15 protein-coding genes are annotated in these 15,946 nt (G+C 63.6%); 4 read left to right on the plus strand and 11 right to left on the minus strand.

The annotated features are described in order from the left end of the window. Nucleotides 1–66: 66 nt before the first annotated feature. Both HMPREF2990_RS01935 and HMPREF2990_RS01940 read left to right on the plus strand, forming a co-directional pair. Nucleotides 67–1,047, plus strand: a complete 981-nt coding sequence (locus tag HMPREF2990_RS01935; RefSeq protein ID WP_070762457.1) for an ABC transporter permease — start codon at nucleotides 67–69, stop codon at nucleotides 1,045–1,047. Continuing rightward, complete coding sequence (locus HMPREF2990_RS01940) at nucleotides 1,048–1,707, plus strand: ABC transporter ATP-binding protein (RefSeq protein WP_070762458.1); 660 nt, start codon at nucleotides 1,048–1,050, stop codon at nucleotides 1,705–1,707. It abuts the gene before it with no gap. On the opposite strand, the gene HMPREF2990_RS01945 is transcribed toward HMPREF2990_RS01940, so the two are convergent. The 3 genes from HMPREF2990_RS01945 to HMPREF2990_RS01955 all read right to left on the minus strand — a co-directional run bounded on the left by HMPREF2990_RS01945 (nucleotide 1,676) and on the right by HMPREF2990_RS01955 (nucleotide 4,805). Beyond that, a complete protein-coding gene (locus HMPREF2990_RS01945) occupies nucleotides 1,676–2,788 on the minus strand; it encodes an MFS transporter (protein WP_070762459.1) in 1,113 nt (370 codons plus the stop codon). The two genes, HMPREF2990_RS01940 and HMPREF2990_RS01945, sit on opposite strands and share 32 nt — an antisense overlap. A gap of 63 nt (nucleotides 2,789–2,851) precedes the next feature. Then, the gene (locus HMPREF2990_RS01950; protein WP_141757760.1) at nucleotides 2,852–3,700 is read right to left on the minus strand and encodes a hypothetical protein; all 849 of its coding nucleotides are present in this window, start codon (nucleotides 3,698–3,700) and stop codon (nucleotides 2,852–2,854) included. Beyond that, nucleotides 3,693–4,805 carry a hypothetical protein gene (locus HMPREF2990_RS01955; protein ID WP_070762461.1) on the minus strand — a complete coding sequence of 371 codons (1,113 nt, stop codon included), beginning with the start codon at nucleotides 4,803–4,805 and terminating at the stop codon, nucleotides 3,693–3,695. Before HMPREF2990_RS01955 ends, HMPREF2990_RS01950 begins: the two co-directional genes overlap by 8 nt. 260 nt (nucleotides 4,806–5,065) lie before the next feature. Between HMPREF2990_RS01955 and HMPREF2990_RS01960 the strand changes: the two genes are divergently transcribed. Continuing rightward, nucleotides 5,066–5,800 (plus strand): YwaF family protein, encoded by a 735-nt coding sequence (locus tag HMPREF2990_RS01960; RefSeq protein WP_070762462.1) that lies wholly within the window; start codon nucleotides 5,066–5,068, stop codon nucleotides 5,798–5,800. On the opposite strand, the gene HMPREF2990_RS13170 is transcribed toward HMPREF2990_RS01960, so the two are convergent. Genes HMPREF2990_RS13170 through HMPREF2990_RS01985 form a run of 5 tightly spaced genes read right to left on the minus strand, consistent with a single transcriptional unit; the run spans nucleotide 5,797 to nucleotide 10,922 of the window. Beyond that, a complete protein-coding gene (locus HMPREF2990_RS13170; RefSeq protein ID WP_070762463.1) occupies nucleotides 5,797–7,377 on the minus strand; it encodes a cytochrome b/b6 domain-containing protein in 1,581 nt (526 codons plus the stop codon). The two genes, HMPREF2990_RS01960 and HMPREF2990_RS13170, sit on opposite strands and share 4 nt — an antisense overlap. A gap of 3 nt (nucleotides 7,378–7,380) precedes the next feature. After that, complete coding sequence (locus HMPREF2990_RS01970) at nucleotides 7,381–8,361, minus strand: electron transfer flavoprotein subunit alpha/FixB family protein (protein WP_070762464.1); 981 nt, start codon at nucleotides 8,359–8,361, stop codon at nucleotides 7,381–7,383. A gap of 13 nt (nucleotides 8,362–8,374) precedes the next feature. Continuing rightward, nucleotides 8,375–9,145: an electron transfer flavoprotein subunit beta/FixA family protein gene (locus tag HMPREF2990_RS01975; RefSeq protein ID WP_070762465.1), complete on the minus strand. Its 771-nt coding sequence runs from the start codon at nucleotides 9,143–9,145 to the stop codon at nucleotides 8,375–8,377. Between the two features lie 35 nt (nucleotides 9,146–9,180). Next, entirely contained in the window at nucleotides 9,181–10,161 is a 981-nt protein-coding gene (locus HMPREF2990_RS01980; RefSeq protein ID WP_070762466.1) for an NAD(P)H-dependent flavin oxidoreductase, read from the minus strand. Between the two features lie 2 nt (nucleotides 10,162–10,163). Beyond that, nucleotides 10,164–10,922 carry a 3-hydroxyacyl-CoA dehydrogenase gene (locus HMPREF2990_RS01985; RefSeq protein ID WP_070762467.1) on the minus strand — a complete coding sequence of 253 codons (759 nt, stop codon included), beginning with the start codon at nucleotides 10,920–10,922 and terminating at the stop codon, nucleotides 10,164–10,166. A gap of 226 nt (nucleotides 10,923–11,148) precedes the next feature. Here HMPREF2990_RS01985 and HMPREF2990_RS01990 point away from each other — a divergent pair, with 226 nt between their 5' ends. After that, nucleotides 11,149–11,718, plus strand: a complete 570-nt coding sequence (locus HMPREF2990_RS01990) for a TetR/AcrR family transcriptional regulator (protein WP_246817400.1) — start codon at nucleotides 11,149–11,151, stop codon at nucleotides 11,716–11,718. Between the two features lie 5 nt (nucleotides 11,719–11,723). Here the strand turns inward: HMPREF2990_RS01990 and HMPREF2990_RS01995 are convergent, their stop codons facing one another. The 3 genes from HMPREF2990_RS01995 to HMPREF2990_RS02005 all read right to left on the minus strand — a co-directional run bounded on the left by HMPREF2990_RS01995 (nucleotide 11,724) and on the right by HMPREF2990_RS02005 (nucleotide 15,946). Continuing rightward, a complete protein-coding gene (locus HMPREF2990_RS01995; RefSeq protein ID WP_070762469.1) occupies nucleotides 11,724–13,304 on the minus strand; it encodes a long-chain-fatty-acid--CoA ligase in 1,581 nt (526 codons plus the stop codon). A 22-nt stretch (nucleotides 13,305–13,326) separates the two neighbouring features. Then, the gene (locus HMPREF2990_RS02000) at nucleotides 13,327–14,505 is read right to left on the minus strand and encodes an acyl-CoA dehydrogenase family protein (RefSeq protein ID WP_070762470.1); all 1,179 of its coding nucleotides are present in this window, start codon (nucleotides 14,503–14,505) and stop codon (nucleotides 13,327–13,329) included. 94 nt (nucleotides 14,506–14,599) lie between these two features. After that, nucleotides 14,600–15,946 (minus strand): oxygenase MpaB family protein, encoded by a 1,347-nt coding sequence (locus HMPREF2990_RS02005; RefSeq protein ID WP_083316947.1) that lies wholly within the window; start codon nucleotides 15,944–15,946, stop codon nucleotides 14,600–14,602.

Here is a 15,946-nt window from a genome sequence, read left to right on the forward strand (position 1 = left end):
TGGTTGAGTGGAAGTTCCACCACGCGCCCGATGTATATAAGCCCAGGCCAGGGCCATAATTGAGCCATGTTCGTTGGATTGAGAGAGATTGGAAGCGCCAAGGGCCGCTTCGGCCTGATCATTGGCGTCGTGGGGCTGATCACGCTCCTCGTCGTCATGCTCACGGGCCTCACGGCTGGCCTTGGTAAGCAAAACACGTCAGCACTCGAGGCGCTCGAGCCGGAATCCGTGGTGTTTGCGGATATGGACGACCCCTCGTACACCACCTCCCGTATCGATAGCGCCGATGTGCAGGCCGGCGACGTGCCGCTGGGCACCGGCCAGACGCTGCTGAGCCGCGAGGACGGCACCGAGGAATCCGTGGCCATCCTGGGCCTTCCGGAGGGCACGACCCTGCCCAGCGGCGACGTGCTCGGCGACGAAGTTATCGCCTCCGCCTCCCTCGGCCTCGAGGTCGGCGAGGAACTGACCGTCGGCGGCGCACCGATGACGGTGGGCGGCACCGCCGAGGACCTGGAGTACTCGCACTCCCCGGTTCTGTGGGCACCGACCGCCGACTGGCAGGCCGCCATGCACACCGATGCTCAGGGCACCGTCCTGCTCGCCAGCGACGGCCGCGGCATGCCACTCGAGGACTCCTTTAACGCGCTGCCCGCTTACGGTTCCGAGCAGGGCTCGCTGCTGATGATCCAAGGCTTCCTCTACATCATCGCCGCGCTCGTCATCGTCGCCTTCCTCACTGTGTGGACGATGCAGCGCACCCGCGACCTGGCCATCCTCAAGGCCATCGGCGCCTCCAACGGCTACCTGCGCAAGGACGCGCTCGGCCAGTCCGCGATCGTGCTGGGCGTCGGCGTGCTCGTCGGCACAGGCGTCGCGGTGGGCCTGGGCCGCCTGCTCGGCGGCGCAGTACCGTTCACCCTGACGACGCTGACCACCGTCGGCCCGCCGCTGCTCATCTGGGTCCTCGGGCTGGCCGGCGCCCTGTTTGCCACCCGCTCTATTACCAAGGTTGAACCCCAACTCGCACTCGGAGGTATCGCGTAAATGTTGCACATGGAAAACGTCACCGTCACATTCCAGGACGGCGAGGAGCGTCTCACCGCACTCGACAACGTCTCTTTCGAAGCCACCCCCGGCCACCTCACCTTTATCGTCGGCGAGTCCGGCTCGGGCAAGTCCACCCTGCTCTCGGCAGCCGCCGGACTGCTCACGCCCGATTCGGGCAGCGTGCTTATCGACGATGAGCCGGTGAGCACCCGCGTCCGGCTCGAAAAAATCGGCATGATCTTCCAGCAGGCCAACCTCATCGGCGCGCTGAATGTGCGCGACCAGCTCCTGGTCACCGACCACATCCGCGGGGTCAAGCCGCGCCGGGACCGCGCCGACGAGTTGCTCGCCACCGTGGGGCTCGAGGGGCTGGGCGATCGGAAGATGCAGCAGCTGTCCGGTGGCCAGCGTCAGCGCGTCGGCATTGCCCGCGCGCTGATGGGCGAGCCCTCGCTGATCCTGGCGGACGAGCCGACCGCCGCGCTCGATTCGGAGCGCTCCCACGAGATCGTCGCGCTGCTGCGCACGCTCGTGGAGGACCGCGGCATCGCCTGCGGCTTTGTCACCCACGAGACCGAGCTGATCTCCTCTTCCGACGAGGTCGTCCGCGTCGCAGACGGCAAGGTCACCGCAGCCGAGGCCGCGATAGTAGCGTAAGCACAACAAACCCGCCGGCCGCGAGCAGCAACGTGAGCACGAGCGTGCCGCCGAGATAGCCCGCATCCACTGCCGCGGCGCCGAGTGCGGAACCGGAAGCAATGCCGACCTGGAAAGTCACCACGTAAATGGAGCTGGCCAGGTCCTGGTTGCGCTTGCCCGCGAACAAGAAAATAGTGGTCGCCACGGTGGGCAGCGCGCCCGCCGCAGTACCAAAGATGGCGATCATGACGAACATGGTCACGCCCGAACCCGTGCGCAGGGCGATCAGTCCGACAAGCGCGGCGATGATGAGCATGATGCCGGCGAACCCGTTGAGCCGGATCATGCGGACGTCGACACGCTTGCCCGCCATCAACACACCCACCAGCCCGAACGCACCGTAGGCACCCAGCCCGACCGGCACAAGCGCGTGGCCGGCGGTCGCCTCCACCAACAGTGCGAGGTAGGTGAAGGTGGCAAAAACGGCCGTGACGGAGAAGGCGAGGAAGACCACGAGCGAGGGGATCGCCGAGCGCGTCTTCTTCACCCCGTCCTGCGGCTCCGGCGGGATCGCAGGCATGCTTGGCAGCGTCTTGAGCAGGAGCGCAAACGCGATGAGTGTCGCGGCACCGAGCACCCAGGTTGCGCCGCGCCACCCGATCATCCCGCCGAGCGAAGTGGTCAAGGGCGAGCCGACCACCAGCGAGAGCGTGGAGCCGAGCGAGACCGCAGCGACGGCTTTGCCTGTCATTCCGCGCGGGGCGAGGCGCGCGGCCATCGGGTTGACCAGCGACCAGAACAGCCCGTGCGTAAACGCGGCGGCGACGCGCCCGGCGACCAGGACCCAGTAGTTCTGCGCTATCGCCTGCAGCACGATGCCCGCGAGCAGGAAGCCGAGGGTGGCCATGAACAGTGGCCGCCGGTTGATATGGCGGGTCGCGGCCATCAACGGGATGGTCACCACGGCCACGAGCCCCGCGTACACGCTCATCAGTAGGCCGATCTGCCCCTCTGACACGCCGAGGTCCGCCGCCATTGGCGAGATCAGCCCGACGGCGAACATCTCAAAGGTGACGTAGACGAAGGCGGCAAATCCCATCGCCGCAAGGGGTACGACGGGGAAGTGTTGGGGAGATTTCAGCGCAGAGGTCACACCAATAACTTAGGCATAGAACGTGACATACGCGAATGCGCCGTAGCAGAGGAGCCCCAGCAGCATGACGATCCCAGTGACGAGCGGCCAGGCAGGACTGGCCGCGGGGCGCAGGTCTGGTACCTGGGGTTTGGCCCCGGCGGGGTTTTGCGTAGTGCACTCGTGGCGGGCCGCCTCGAAACGCTCGGCGTAGGCGTCGACGGCGCGGAAGTTGTCGTAGGTCGGCGTGGTGGCAAGCTTCTCGGCCCAGCGCTGCGCGAGTGGCGCGGTAAGTTGCGGGAAGCGCTCCTGCAATCCGGCGGCGATGCCGGCGGTGTCGGTGGCTAGACCGGTGTGGATGAACCATGCTTGGTCCTCTGCGCCGACCGGGATGCGTCCCTTGGTGGCGACGAGCGCGTGGTACTTCTCAATCTCATCCATCGGCGGGGTCACGTTGGTGCGCGTCGGCGCGTGACGGGAGAGATACCAGGCGGCCACGTCCTCGGGCAGGCCGAGCTCGGCGAAGCGCTCGACCGCGTAGCGGTACTCGATGGTGGAGGGGTCCGCGAAGTGCTCATTGGCCAGGTAGATGCCCAGTTCTTCGTCGCGGATGCGCCGCCGCACGTCGGTCTCGACGGAGGCGAGCTCGGGGAACGCGGCGCGGAAGGAGGCGTAGCGGTCCTGGGACAGCCGCTCCTCGCGCTCGAGGTAGCGGTGCGCCGTATCGGTGGCCTTGAGGAACTCCTCGGAATCCAGCTCGACGGTGCAGAGCTGTTCAGGTTGTTCGGGCTGTTCGGGCTGTTCGGCGTGCGCTGCGGGAACAGCAAAGCCACCGCACGTCAGCATGACGGCGGTGGCGAGGGCTACACGATTAGCCAAGGAGGCTGGCGGCGACGCCGCCGAGAGCTGCCAGGACTGCGAGGACGATCGCGGCGATCAGGCCGTTGTCCATCTCCACAGTCTTCGACTGGGACTTGCCGGCTGCCTGCTTGTTCTCCTTGTCGTTGGTGTCAACGTCCGCGGAGTTCGCGCGGGTGGTCACCGTGACATCCACGCTGGTGTTGGTGCCGGTGCGCACGATGCGGGTGGTGGTCGAGCCGTCCTCGTTCACCGTGACGTCGCGCTCCTCGGTCGGAGCGGGGGTCGTGGTGCCTCCCTTGTTGTAGGTTTCCTTCTCTGCCGGGGCGACGACGATGGCACCCTGGTCGGTGCGCTCCGCGGTCCGCTCTGCTGCGCGCTTCGCGTCTGGGTTCTCGCCTGCGGTGGGGAAGAGGGCGAAGGTGTCGCCACCCTTGGCGCAGTCGAGGCTGGCCTGCTCAAAGGCAGTCTCGAACGAGGCACCGAGGCGGTAATCCTGGAGCGCCTGCGAGTTCTCAAAGGCGTCGGCCCAAGCAGCGGCGTCGTGCGAAGCGAGCTCAGGGAACTGCTCCTTGCGGTCCTTCTCCAGCTCTGCCAGCGGCGGAACCGGGGCGAAGACGGACTCGGCGGGGTCTTCGTTGGCGACGATCTCGCCGGCCTGCAGCGCCTGGTCGACGGAGTCCCAGTAGGTAGCGAGGGAAAGATCCGCGTCGCTCGAGGTAGCGAGGTCGTTCCACACGTAGGAGAAGTACCAGAAGGAAGCATCCTGAGAAACGCCGGTCTCGGAGGCGACCCGCTTGGACCAGAGGTTAAGATTTTCCATCAGGTTATTGTTGAACGCTTCGCGCTCAGCACCCCGGTAGTAATCCTTAAACTCGGAGGAGATTTCCTGAGCGGCGGGGAAAGCGGTCTCGAAAGCCTCGCGCCAGGTGTCATCCATATTGAAGTGTGTGGATGCGTACGCGATGCGGCGGTACTCCTGCTTCTCCTGGTCATTGAGGGAAAGCGTGCACACACCATCAGTGTTCGCACCAACAGTAGCGCCCTGCGCTTGCGGCGCAATTACAGCGCACACGCCCAGGGCGACGGCGGTGGCTGCTGCTGCGAACTTCTGATTGTTGAACATATTTTTAGTCTAGCTGAGGATCGCATAAATAAACGCATTCCGTTTACTGTTGTCGAAGTAAAATGCACGGAAATACCTGGTAATATAAACGTATGTGCAGCTCACGGCACCGACGTCTGCCCATGTGGCCGGTGCCTCCCACTTGCTGACTCCGCAATTGCCCTAAAGTGGGGGTAAAAAAGGTAAGGATGGGGCCAAAAAGCTTAGAAGTTACATGCGTGTAATTCTTAAACAGTGGATTAACGATATCCTCGATGTCTATGCCGTACCAACCAGCGGACTGGACCTCGCGCAACGGACACACCTACCGGACGATGACGCAGTACGACTCCCGGCACCTCGCAGTACTCGTCGTCCTTATTCTCTGCTGCGGCATCCTGGTCGTGGCCGCCCGCAACCTGCCGCGCAGCACCGTGAAGGCAGCGCGCAAGGTCGCTGGGGCCGTACTTGGGATTACCGTGGCCGTCTACTACCTCTGGGTACTCGCTCCCGCCAACATCGTCTGGGACGAGACAGCACCCTTCCACATCACCGACTTTTTGCGCGTGATCACCCCGGTCGCGCTCTTGACGGACAATCCGACGGTCTCGGCACTGTCCTTCTACTGGGGCTTCCTGCTTAACCCGATGGCGCTGCTCTTCCCCGACATGGCGTACGTGCAGAACCGCCCCGGCTTGCAAGAGCTGGCCTACTGGTTCTTCCACTGCGCCGCCCTCGTCGTCCCCACCGTGCTCACCTTTGGCCTGGGGTACCGCCCGAGCTGGCGCGATTGGCGCATCACCACAGCGATCACCATTGCCTGGGCCGGGCTTGCCGTCACCGCCAACCGCGTCACTGGCGGCAACTATGGCTTCCTCGCGGGCTACCCGCGCGGCTGGTCCATCCTCGAGCTCTTTGGCAAGTGGCCGTACTACCTCTTTATCGTCGTGCCGGGCGTCCCCGCCGTGTGGGCCGCGATGACCTGGGCGGGGAGGCGGGGTAGCCGGGTGGGCTAGCGGTTGCTTACCTTGCCGGTTAGGCTGGCCGCCTGTGCTACGAACACAGGGCGGGCGGCTGCCCAGGCCAGCGCTATGAGTACGAGCGATCCGAGGAAGATCAGTACGCCAGTCCAGCTCTGTGCGTACTCGCTCGGATCCACAGATCCTTGCCCGGCAAACATGCCGGCGAAGTTACGGCGCGCACCCGTGAACAGGACGAGTGCGACGTGGATAACAATGAACACGGCGAAGTAGAGCATCACCGGGAAGTGCAGCTTTCGGGCCAAGTTGGCTGAGAACGCCTGGCCCGCACCCTTCCACTTGTCGGACCAGAAACTGCTCATCCGGAACCCCGAGGCGATAGCCAACGGTGCCGCTATGAATACTGTGGTGAAGTATGCGAGCTCCTGCAGGGAATTATAGTGCACCCACCCGTTCTCGAGCGGCCAGTTCAGCGTGAGGTACTGCAACGCTGAGGAAAGCGCGTTGGGGAATGTCTCCCAGCTTGTGGGAACGATTCGCTGCCAGTGCCCCGTTGCAAAGAGCAGTACGTAGAAGACCAGGCCGTTGAGCGCCCACAGCACGTCGAGGCACTGGTGGAGCCACAGCGTGACGCTAATCTTCTTCTTCGGTGCCCATGGCGGTGCCCAGTACGCCTCAGGCTTACGCTCGTGTCGGACCTGCAGACCGGTGCGAATGATCAGTACCATGAAGAACATGTTGAAGAAGTGAGCCCAGTTCAGCCAGCGCGGCATCCCCACGGGCGCGCCATCGGGGAGCGGCTGCGCCCCCGGGTACTTCGCCACGAAATCTTGGCCCCAGGCGGTCGTTTCTACAAGGTAGCGTGCGCTCATCACAGCCATGCTGGCGAGGATGAAGAGCACCAGTACCCCGCCCAGAATCCGCAATGACCAGCCGGCTGCGGTGTAGCGGCCGTAGACCTTCGGCTCGGTTGTGGTCGCACCCTGTGGCTTCGGCTCTGGTTTTGGTTCCGCCTTTGGTTTTGCCTGCGGCTTCGGCTTCGGCTGGGGTGCTGCAGGTGCGGGCTCCTGTGTGGGAGCATCCTGTGGCTCGGTCACTGGCGTCTCCGCTGGGGTATCGGCGACCGGGGCAGCTTCAGCGGCCTTAAGAGCTTCGGCGACTTGTTGCGCGGGTACTTCGACGGTCGCGGTAGTTGGCCATGGCGGGCCACCGGCGACGCGCGGCATCCCGCGACGAAGCGTGACCTGCTCTAGCTCGGTGTCGGGCTCAGCCTTCGGTGCTGCGGGAGCCGACGCGGCAGGTACTGGAGCAGTGCTTACTGGTGCTGTAGTTGCCGGTTCCGGTGCAGATTCCACGTTCACGGTGGTCTGCGGCGGCCACGGTTCACCCCCGCGAACTCGGGGGAGGCCGCGCCGAAGCGTTACCACCTCGAGAACGGGTGAGTGCTCGGCCTGACTGCTCACGGGCGCACTCGGCTCGGCAGCCACCGGAGCCACCGGAGCTGCTGCTGGCGGCGGAGGAGCGGCGGTGTCGTCTGGCCCGACTGCGTCTGCGGGTGGCCAGGGCTCGCCGCCTTTGACCCGCGGCATGCCCCGTCGAAGTGCAACGCTCATGGTTTAGCCTTTCCGGTCGTTGAGGGCGGCAATCAGCTGCGGTACCACCTCGAAGATGTCGCCGACCACGCCGAAGTCTGCAATCTCGAAGATCGGGGCCTCGGGGTCGCTGTTGATCGCCACGATGGTGTCGGCAGTCTGCATACCAGCGAGGTGTTGGATCGCGCCCGAGATGCCGAGCGCCACGTACAGCTGCGGCGAGACCACCACACCGGTTTGTCCCACCTGGTGCTCCGGGGGCACGTAGCCGGTATCCACTGCCACGCGGCTGGCTCCAACCGCTGCGCCGAGTGCATCGGCGAGCCCACCGACGACTTCTTCAAACTTCTCCGGGGATCCCAGCGCGCGCCCGCCGGAGACAACTTTCTCGGCGGTGCGCAGGGCAGGACGGGTGGAGGTTTGCTCGGCCTGGGCGGTGTTGGTAATCGTGGCCGCGCGAGAGTTTGGTTTGTCAGCGGCAAGCTCAAGTTTCTCGACGCTCGCCTGCACCGCCTCCGCACGCGCATCCACACTGCCTTCGCGCAGCGTGATGACCGGCGCTCCATACGTCGCCGCCGCGACAGAGAGGTAGCTGCCACCGAAGACGGAGTGGTCGGCGATTATGCCTTCTTCGTCCTGGCGGATCGACGTGGCGTCGATAAGCAGTGCCTTGCGAAGGCGGACCGCAACTCGGGCGGCGACATCGCGCCCCGCAACAGAATTGGCAAACACAATCGCGGCCGGCTGGGTGTGTGCGATGGCGGCCTCGGTGGCCTCGGTGAGCGGGACCGTGAGCGCGTCCGTTGGGATGTCTGCCAACAGGACGCGCTGTGCTCCGGCTTCGCCGAGCGCCTTGGCAACCGCTGCTTCTTCACCCATCGCAGTGGTGGCGAGCACGACCGGGGTGCCGATTGTGCTTGCAGCGCCGATGAGTTCAGCTGCGGACGTAGGGATGGCCTGGTGGGTGGCTTCGTCGAGGACGACGAGTACAGGTGCCTGGGTCATGGTGAGCTCCGGTCTAGATCAACTTGTTCTGGGCAAGGAATTCGGCAAGCTGCTCGGCCCCTGTGCCATCGTCTTGGATCACGGTGCCGGCCTCGCGCGGCGGGCGCTTCGTGGCATCGACCATGATGGCGCGGGCGGGGCGGAAGTCTTCGGCATCGATGTCGAGGTCTGCGAGACTTAACACATCGAGCGGCTTCTTCTTCGCCGCCATCAGTCCCTTGAAATTTGGGAAACGGGGGTCCGGGAACGCCTCGGTGATGGACACGACGGCGGGCAGCTCAGCGGTCAGTGTGAGATCGACCCCGTCGCTGGCCCGGTGCGCGGTGAGCGTCTGCCCGTCGATTTCTACGGAGGTGAGGTTGGTCAGGTTCGGCCATCCGAGGTGCTCAGCCACCATCGTTGGGATTACACCACCGTTGCCGTCGCTGGAGGCATTTCCCGCCACGACCAGGTCGTATTCCCCGCGACGAGCCAGGGCGGCGAGCGCTTCTGCGGTCAGCGTGAGGTCGGCACCGATAAGCCCGTCGTCAGTGACCACGTGAGCGGCGGTGGCCCCCATCGCGAGACCCTTGCGGATGCTCGCTTGGCTTGCCTCGGGGCCGACAGAAAGTACTTCGACTTCAGCCCCATGCGCATCTGCGAGTGCCAAAGCGGCCTCAACCGCGCGCTCCCCAATCTCATCAGGGACGTTGTCGCCACCACGATCTGTGAGACCAGTCTCCAGATCGAGGTCGCGGTCTCCGTAAGTATCCGGGACTTCCTTGAACAGTACAGCGATGCGCATAGGGACTTCCTCTAGTCGGGGTTAGATAAATGGGATTAAGCAGTGACAAAGCCTGCAAGACGGTCGGAGATGGTCTCCACCGCCTCGTCGACGATACGGGTGAGCAGTTCCTGGCAGGTGGGGATGTCGTGGATAATGCCTTGCACCATGCCGCAGGTCCAGATGCCGGCGTTGAGGTCGCCGGTCTCGTAGACTTCCCGGCCACGGACGCCGCGGACGAGTTCACGAATGTCCTCGAACTGGGCACCTTGGTTGAGCTTTTCCACGACCTCAATGGACACGTCGTTGCGGGCAACGCGCGAGGTGTTCTTCAGCGGGCGGAAGATCAGCTCCGTTTCACGCTCATCGCGGGCAACGATGGCTTCCTTGACGTTGCGGTGGACTGGTGCCTCCTCGGTGCACAAGAAGCGCGTGCCCATGTTGATACCTTCGGCACCTAGCGCCATCGCTGCCGCAAGCCCGCGGCCGTCGGCGATACCGCCCGAGGCGACGAAGGGCACGTCAAGTTTCTCTGCCGCGGCGGGCAGCAGCACGAGCCCCGGGATATCGTCCTCGCCGGGGTGCCCGGCGCACTCAAAACCGTCAACAGAAAGCGCGTCGACGCCAGCTTTCTGCGCGCTGACGGCATGGCGGACGGAGGTGCACTTGTGGATGACCTTGATGCCCGCGTCGTGGAAGTAGGGGATGTGTTCGGCCGGGTTGGAGCCTGCCGTCTCTACGACGGGCACGCCCTTATCAATGATGACCTGCCGGTATTCCGCGTACGGCGGCGGCGCAATCGACGGCAGGATGGTGAGGTTCACGCCGAAGGGCTTGTCCGTCATCTCGCGGCAGCGGTCAATTTCCGCGGCGAGGTCGGCCGGGGTGGGCTGCGTCAGCGCGGTGAGGATGCCCAGTCCGCCGGCATTAGATACGGCGGAGGCGAGCTCGGCACGACCAACCCACTGCATGCCTCCTTGGATGATGGGGTGCTCGATGCCGAGCAGCTCGGTGATGCGGGTACGGATCTTCGGCATAACTACTTCAGCCCCATTCGAATCGCTCCATCGAGACGGATGGTTTCACCGTTGAGCATCGGGTTTTCCACAATCGCCTGCACCAGCTGCGCGTACTCTGCGGGCTGGCCCAGACGGGAGGGGTGAGGAACCTGCTTGCCCAGCGAGTCCCGTACCTCCTGCGGCAGCGACGCAAGCATCGGCGTTTCGAAGGTGCCGGGCGCGATCGTGCAGACGCGAATGAGTGCGCGGGACAGGTCGCGGGCGATGGGCAGGGTCATGCCGGCAACGCCGGCCTTGGAGGCGGTGTAGGCAGCTTGGCCCATCTGGCCGTCAAACGCAGCCACAGAGGCGGTGTTGACGATGACACCACGCTCCTCCCCGTCCGGGTCGTTGTCCAGCATTGCCTGTGCAGCCAGGCGAATGACGTTGAAGGTGCCGACGAGGTTCACGTTGATGACCTTCTGGAAGGCGTCGAGCGGGAACGGGCCTTTCGAGCCGGCGGTCTTGATGGCGTTGCCGATTCCGGCGCAGTTGACCACGATTGCCAGCGTCTTGTTCGCGTTCGCGGTCTCCACCGCCTGCTGCACAGCCTGCTCGTCTGTGACGTCAGCGCCGACGAAGGTGACCGCGTCACCCAGCTCGTCGAGCTGGGTCTGGTCGGCGTTCGGTAGGTCCACTGCCACGACGTGTGCTCCGGCCGCGGTGAGGGCGCGGGTTGTTGCAAGGCCAAGCCCAGAAGCGCCGCCGGTGACAAGTGCCGTCTTTCCGTTGATGTGCATAAAATCTCTCCCTCGGTAGTAGTGTGAGCCGCGTTACTTAGCGATCGTTAAATAACGATAGCAATGTGACGCGCGTCGCGCAATGGTTTTGGCACAATGATTTTTCCCACGCGCGGTATGTCACGCGGAGGGCAAGTTTTTGTGGGCGAATGTTTCGCGATAGTATTCGGGTGTGCCTAGGAGCGTTACCCCCACACCTTCCTCCGACTGGCGGGATTTTCCCCCGTTGGAGCTCGACGCGATTCTTGCCGTCGCCCTGAAGCACTTCGCCAAGCGCGGGTACCATGCAGCGACTGTTCGTGCGATTGCTCGCGACGTCGGCGTCACCATCCCTGCGCTTTACTACCACTACGACAGTAAACAGCACATTCTTGTCGCGCTCCTGGACTTTTCCATGAATATCGTGGAGCAGAAAGTAGCGGCAAGTGTCGATGCGGCCGGAGACGACCCTCGAGCACAACTCGTGAACCTCACAGAAGCGTTGAGCCTGTACATGGCCAACTACCGCGAACTCGCTTTCTTGGATAGCGAAATTCGCTCGCTCGAGGGCGAGAACCGGCAGGTTTACGCGGAGCGCCGGGATCGCCTTGAACTCTTACTGCGCTCCATCCTGCAGCGTGGCCAGGAGCAGGGCATTTTTTCGACGTACGCTTCTCCCAGCGACATCTCACGCGCCCTGCTGAGCGCGATTCAGGGTATCGCGGTTTGGTTCCGCATGGACGGGCCAGATACGCCTGAGGTGGTCGCGCAGAAGTATGCCCGCCTCGCGCTAGCGTTGGCGGAGGCGGGCGACTGAAACCTCTAGAGCAGTTCTCGTAACTTGGTTTTGAGGACTTTTCCGGCGGTGTTTCGGGGCAGAGCGTCAATAGGGTAGACCGCAGTAGGGATCTTGAATTTCGCGAGTTCCTTGCATGCAAATTCGCGGATCTCATCTACCGTTGGTGCTTCAAAGCCTTCGTTGACCTCGACGAACACCACGGGTGTCTCGCCCCACTTCTCGTGCGGCTTGCCCACCACGGCGAGTTCATGGATCGCCGGGTGAAAGGCCAGCGCGTTTTCCACCTCCGCAGAGTAGACATTTTCCCCGCCGGTGATGATCATGTCTTTCTTGCGGTCGGTGACGTAGTAGAACCCTTCTTCGTCCACGTACACGAGGTCGCCGGAGTGGAACCATCCTCCCTCCATCGCTTCCGCGGTGCGCTTTGGGTCGTTCCAGTATCCCAGCATCATGCCAGAGCCGCGGTAGACGATCTCGCCAACCTCACCACACGGCACGTCGTTCATGTCTTCATCTACGACGCGTGCGGTCACTTGCGGGACGGGCCTGCCAATGGAGCCGACCTTCTCCCTTGCGTAGCGAGCTTCGAGTGTGCACGTCACCGGCGACATCTCGGTTTGGCCGAAGAAGGCGACCGCGCTCGCGCGGGGGAAGAGCTCGTTCATGTCCGTGAGTAGCCGCACCGTGGCAGGGGCCGCGCCCCACCCCAGGATGCGTAGCGAGTCGAGTTCGTACCTCTTCTTCTTCGCTTGGTCGACGACCATCTGCCACTGCGTGGGAACCATGAAGGTGAGTGTGATGCGGCGCTGCTCAAGGGTGGTGAGAATCTCATCCGCATCAAAGGAGGTGGAGGGATGGATAACAACGCGTCCACCGTTGAGCAGAAGGATCGAGATGGTGCCCAGCGCGGCGATGTGGAACATCGGGGTGCAGACAAGGAGTGCGTCGTGACCGCGGACTCCCTCAAAGGCGGCGAGTACGGTCACGCCGTTCGAAAGGAGATTCTGGTGGGTGAGCACTGCCCCCTTGGGGCGGCCTGTGGTGCCGGAAGTGTAGAGGATAAAAGCCGGGGTGCGGGAGGGGATCTCCGGGTGCAGGAAGTCCGGCGAGTCTTCGTCCATCAGCGCGTTGTAGTAGTACACGCCTTCGGGGGCCTCGTCTGCCAGCGTGATATGGCGGAGTTCGTGCGGGACGGCCGCGCAGGCCTCGTTGACAACGTCCATCGTCTGCGCATCGCTTAGCACGAAGCTCGGACGGGCGTCGGTAGCGGCGTAAGTTAGTTCGCCAACGGAGCAGCGGAAGTTGACCGGGACGGCAAGTGCGCCGCACAGCTGGGCCGCGAGGATGTACTCGAGCATCTTGTGACTGTTACCGCTGACCACCATCGCTCGGTCGCCGAAGCTGAGCCCGCGGGCGGCAAGCGCGTTCGCAAGCGAACAAATGCGGTTGTAAAACTCGAGCCACGTAAGAGTGGTATCGCCGTCTTCGATTGCCACGGTGTCGGGGACCATCGTGGCGTGGCGGCGAATTGCACTGATCCAACTGATGTCGCGAGCTGTGTAGAGGTCGTTGAGGTCTGCCTGGGTGGTGGGTGGGATAGTCATAGGGGCATCCTTCGGGTGGGGGTTACTTGGTGCCGAGGACGTCTCGGGCAATCAGCATCTTCATGATCTCGGTGGTACCGCCGTAGATCGTGGTGACGCGCGTATCGCAGAAGGCGCGGGCGATCGGGTACTCCAGCATGTAGCCGTAGCCGCCGAACAACTGGAGGCAGCGGTCGACGATGTCCTTGTGGGTTTCGGTTGCCCACCACTTCGCCTTCGCAGCATCGACCGGGGTGAGCTCTCCGCGGTTGTGCTTTGCCACGCAGTCATCCACGTACGACTGCGTGACCTCCAGGCGGGTGACCATATCGGCGATCTGGAACTGGGTGTTCTGGAAATCCGCGATGGCCTGTCCAAACGCGCGGCGCTCGTTGATGTAGTCCACGGTCCAGTTCAGCGCGGCGCGCGCACCCGCGGCCGCAGTCACGGCAATGGAGAGGCGCTCCAGGGGTAGGTGGCTCATCAGCTCGTGGAGACCGGTGTGCACCTCGCTCAGACGGTTCTCGTCCGGAATGCGCACGTTCTCAAAGGCCAGCTCTGCCGTATCCTGCGCGTGCATACCCACCTTTTCCAGTCGGCGGCCGCGAGAGAAACCCTCGCGGTCGTCTTCCACCACGAACAGGGTGTAGCCGCCGCCCTTGGGGTGCGCGTCATCAGGGGTGCGGGCGGCAACCACGATGAGGTGGGCGTGCATGCCGTTCGTAATGAACGTCTTGGAGCCGTTGATTACCCAGTCATCGCCGTCACGCACGGCGGTGGTGCGGATCCCGCGGAGGTCAGAACCCGCGCCGGGCTCGGTCATCGCGATCGCGGCCAACCACTCTCCACTTGCCAGCTTTGGCAGCCAGCGCTGCTTCTGCTCGTCGGTACCGAGGTGCTCGAAGTAGGGGACGACGATGTCGGTGTGGGTGCCCAATGCGGAGGCAAGAGAGGTAGCGCCAACGCGGGCGAACTCCTCGATGGCGATCTGGCGGAAGCGGTAGTCGTCGATACCCGCGCCGCCGTAGGCCTCATCGACGGAGACGCTCATCAGACCCTGCTCGCCCGCCGCGTGGATTGCGTCCCGGGGAATGTCGTTGTCACTTTCCCACTTGGTGATGTTGTCCACGACGTGACGATCCAGGTAGGCGCGAACCATGTCGCGGAAAGCGTAGTGGTCCTCTTCGTAGGTGTCGCGCTTTGCGTAGAAGTTGTATGTCATTTGGGATCTCCTTAGGGTGGTGTGGGTCTCTAGCGACCCTTGGGTATGTTGTAGATCACGTTAACTTAACGCTCGCTAAACTGCAACGGGTTTCTTACAATCCTTGCGGTACTCGCGGGCCTTGATCGTGCACCTGATCGTGGCTGGAGTAATCCGCCTTGACTGGAATGTCCAGCTGCTCGAGCTTCGCCAGGGTTGCCTTGTGGCGTGCCATCCACGGCGGCATCCCCTCCTGAGCGCGAGCTTCGCGCTTTACCTGCGCATCCGGTTCCGTGTCCGCCGCAACTGCTGCTTGGACCTGCTGCAGGCCATTTAGCTTGGCTTCCGCGGCGTACTCATCAATCCGTGGTACGTCCCAGCGTGTTCCCTCGAGCGCCTCAGTGATCGCCTCGCGGCCGACGATGAGCGACAGTGCACCCATGGCGCGGTAGGGCAGATCCTCGTCGGCACGCTCGAGGGCCCCCAAAAGGGTGTCTGCCATCTGCGTGCGGAACTGGTTGCCATCACCTGCGGCAGCAAAGAGGTAGTCAGTTTGGCGGCGCATAGCGTCACCGGTTTTGGGAATGATCTCTTCCTCCACGCCCATGATGTAGAGGATGTAGGCCCAATACATGGCAAGGTCATCCCACTCTTGCGCGGTGTGCACCCGCCCAAACACCTCTTCCACGGCGAGCGGGACGAGCGCAAACCAGCCCGCCCCGGCGGAGACGGAGGTAGATGGGATGGGTGGGCCAAAACGGTTGAAGTGCCCCTCGCCCCACATGCGGGATAGGCCGCGGTTGGCTTGCGCGTGCACCAGTCGGACGTTCACCGCTGACTGGAAACCTACGCTGAAGCGGTTGAACACGTCGTGGAGCCCGACGCTCGCAAGCATCTTTGTCGTCTCAAGGCTGCGCTTGAGGGGCTGCGCATCAAACATGTGCGTTTCCGCAGTGGATGCGGCGGTGCGATCCTCCATGATGGTGCCGTAGAAAGAAAAGGCGATGAGGATTTCTTCGGCCACCGGGATCACGTTATAGAAGGCGACACGTCCGCGTTCCGCGGCTTCTGCGTCGAACCAGTCGGGGATCCGGTCAAGTTGCTCGAAGAGGGCAACAAGCTGCGGCGCTGGGTCCTCCACAGTCTCGATGCCTTCGTGCAGGGCCTGCCGGAATTTAGCGCGCGCGATACGACGGTTGCCCGCGAAGGTATCCACAACCCCCTGCATGAGCTCGTCGTCCTGCCAGAGATGGTCGTCCAGCAGGCGGAAGTAGTCGTCGGCAAAAGCTGGGTCGTCCCAGGTATCGGCGACTGCGTGGTGCCGGTCAAAAAGTGTGTGGCGGAGATGCCCCCACGCTGGCGCTTCCGTGAGCACCGGTGGTGCTGGACGTAGTGCCATCCCTTCACGCCAGTAGTAGCGGAAGTCGCGTGAAGGGTTATCGCTCATTGGCTTGATCTGCAT

The sequence above is a fragment of the Corynebacterium sp. HMSC071B10 genome, from assembly GCF_001814825.1.
In the GTDB taxonomy this organism is placed as follows: domain Bacteria; phylum Actinomycetota; class Actinomycetes; order Mycobacteriales; family Mycobacteriaceae; genus Corynebacterium.

What these genes read in the sequence shown, in the direction of transcription:
- HMPREF2990_RS01980 (WP_070762466.1), bottom strand. Translation starts at nt 10,161, where the DNA reads ATGCCGAAGATCCGTACCCGCATCACCGAGCTGCTCGGCATCGAGCAC.
- HMPREF2990_RS01960 (WP_070762462.1), top strand. Translation starts at nt 5,066, where the DNA reads ATGCCGTACCAACCAGCGGACTGGACCTCGCGCAACGGACACACCTAC.
- HMPREF2990_RS01975 (WP_070762465.1), bottom strand. Translation starts at nt 9,145, where the DNA reads ATGCGCATCGCTGTACTGTTCAAGGAAGTCCCGGATACTTACGGAGAC.
- HMPREF2990_RS01935 (WP_070762457.1), top strand. Translation starts at nt 67, where the DNA reads ATGTTCGTTGGATTGAGAGAGATTGGAAGCGCCAAGGGCCGCTTCGGC.
- HMPREF2990_RS01945 (WP_070762459.1), bottom strand. Translation starts at nt 2,788, where the DNA reads ATGGGATTTGCCGCCTTCGTCTACGTCACCTTTGAGATGTTCGCCGTC.
- HMPREF2990_RS13170 (WP_070762463.1), bottom strand. Translation starts at nt 7,377, where the DNA reads ATGAGCGTTGCACTTCGACGGGGCATGCCGCGGGTCAAAGGCGGCGAG.
- HMPREF2990_RS01940 (WP_070762458.1), top strand. Translation starts at nt 1,048, where the DNA reads ATGTTGCACATGGAAAACGTCACCGTCACATTCCAGGACGGCGAGGAG.
- HMPREF2990_RS02000 (WP_070762470.1), bottom strand. Translation starts at nt 14,505, where the DNA reads ATGACATACAACTTCTACGCAAAGCGCGACACCTACGAAGAGGACCAC.
- HMPREF2990_RS01955 (WP_070762461.1), bottom strand. Translation starts at nt 4,805, where the DNA reads ATGTTCAACAATCAGAAGTTCGCAGCAGCAGCCACCGCCGTCGCCCTG.
- HMPREF2990_RS01970 (WP_070762464.1), bottom strand. Translation starts at nt 8,361, where the DNA reads ATGACCCAGGCACCTGTACTCGTCGTCCTCGACGAAGCCACCCACCAG.
- HMPREF2990_RS02005 (WP_083316947.1), bottom strand. Translation starts at nt 15,946, where the DNA reads ATGCAGATCAAGCCAATGAGCGATAACCCTTCACGCGACTTCCGCTAC.
- HMPREF2990_RS01995 (WP_070762469.1), bottom strand. Translation starts at nt 13,304, where the DNA reads ATGACTATCCCACCCACCACCCAGGCAGACCTCAACGACCTCTACACA.
- HMPREF2990_RS01985 (WP_070762467.1), bottom strand. Translation starts at nt 10,922, where the DNA reads ATGCACATCAACGGAAAGACGGCACTTGTCACCGGCGGCGCTTCTGGG.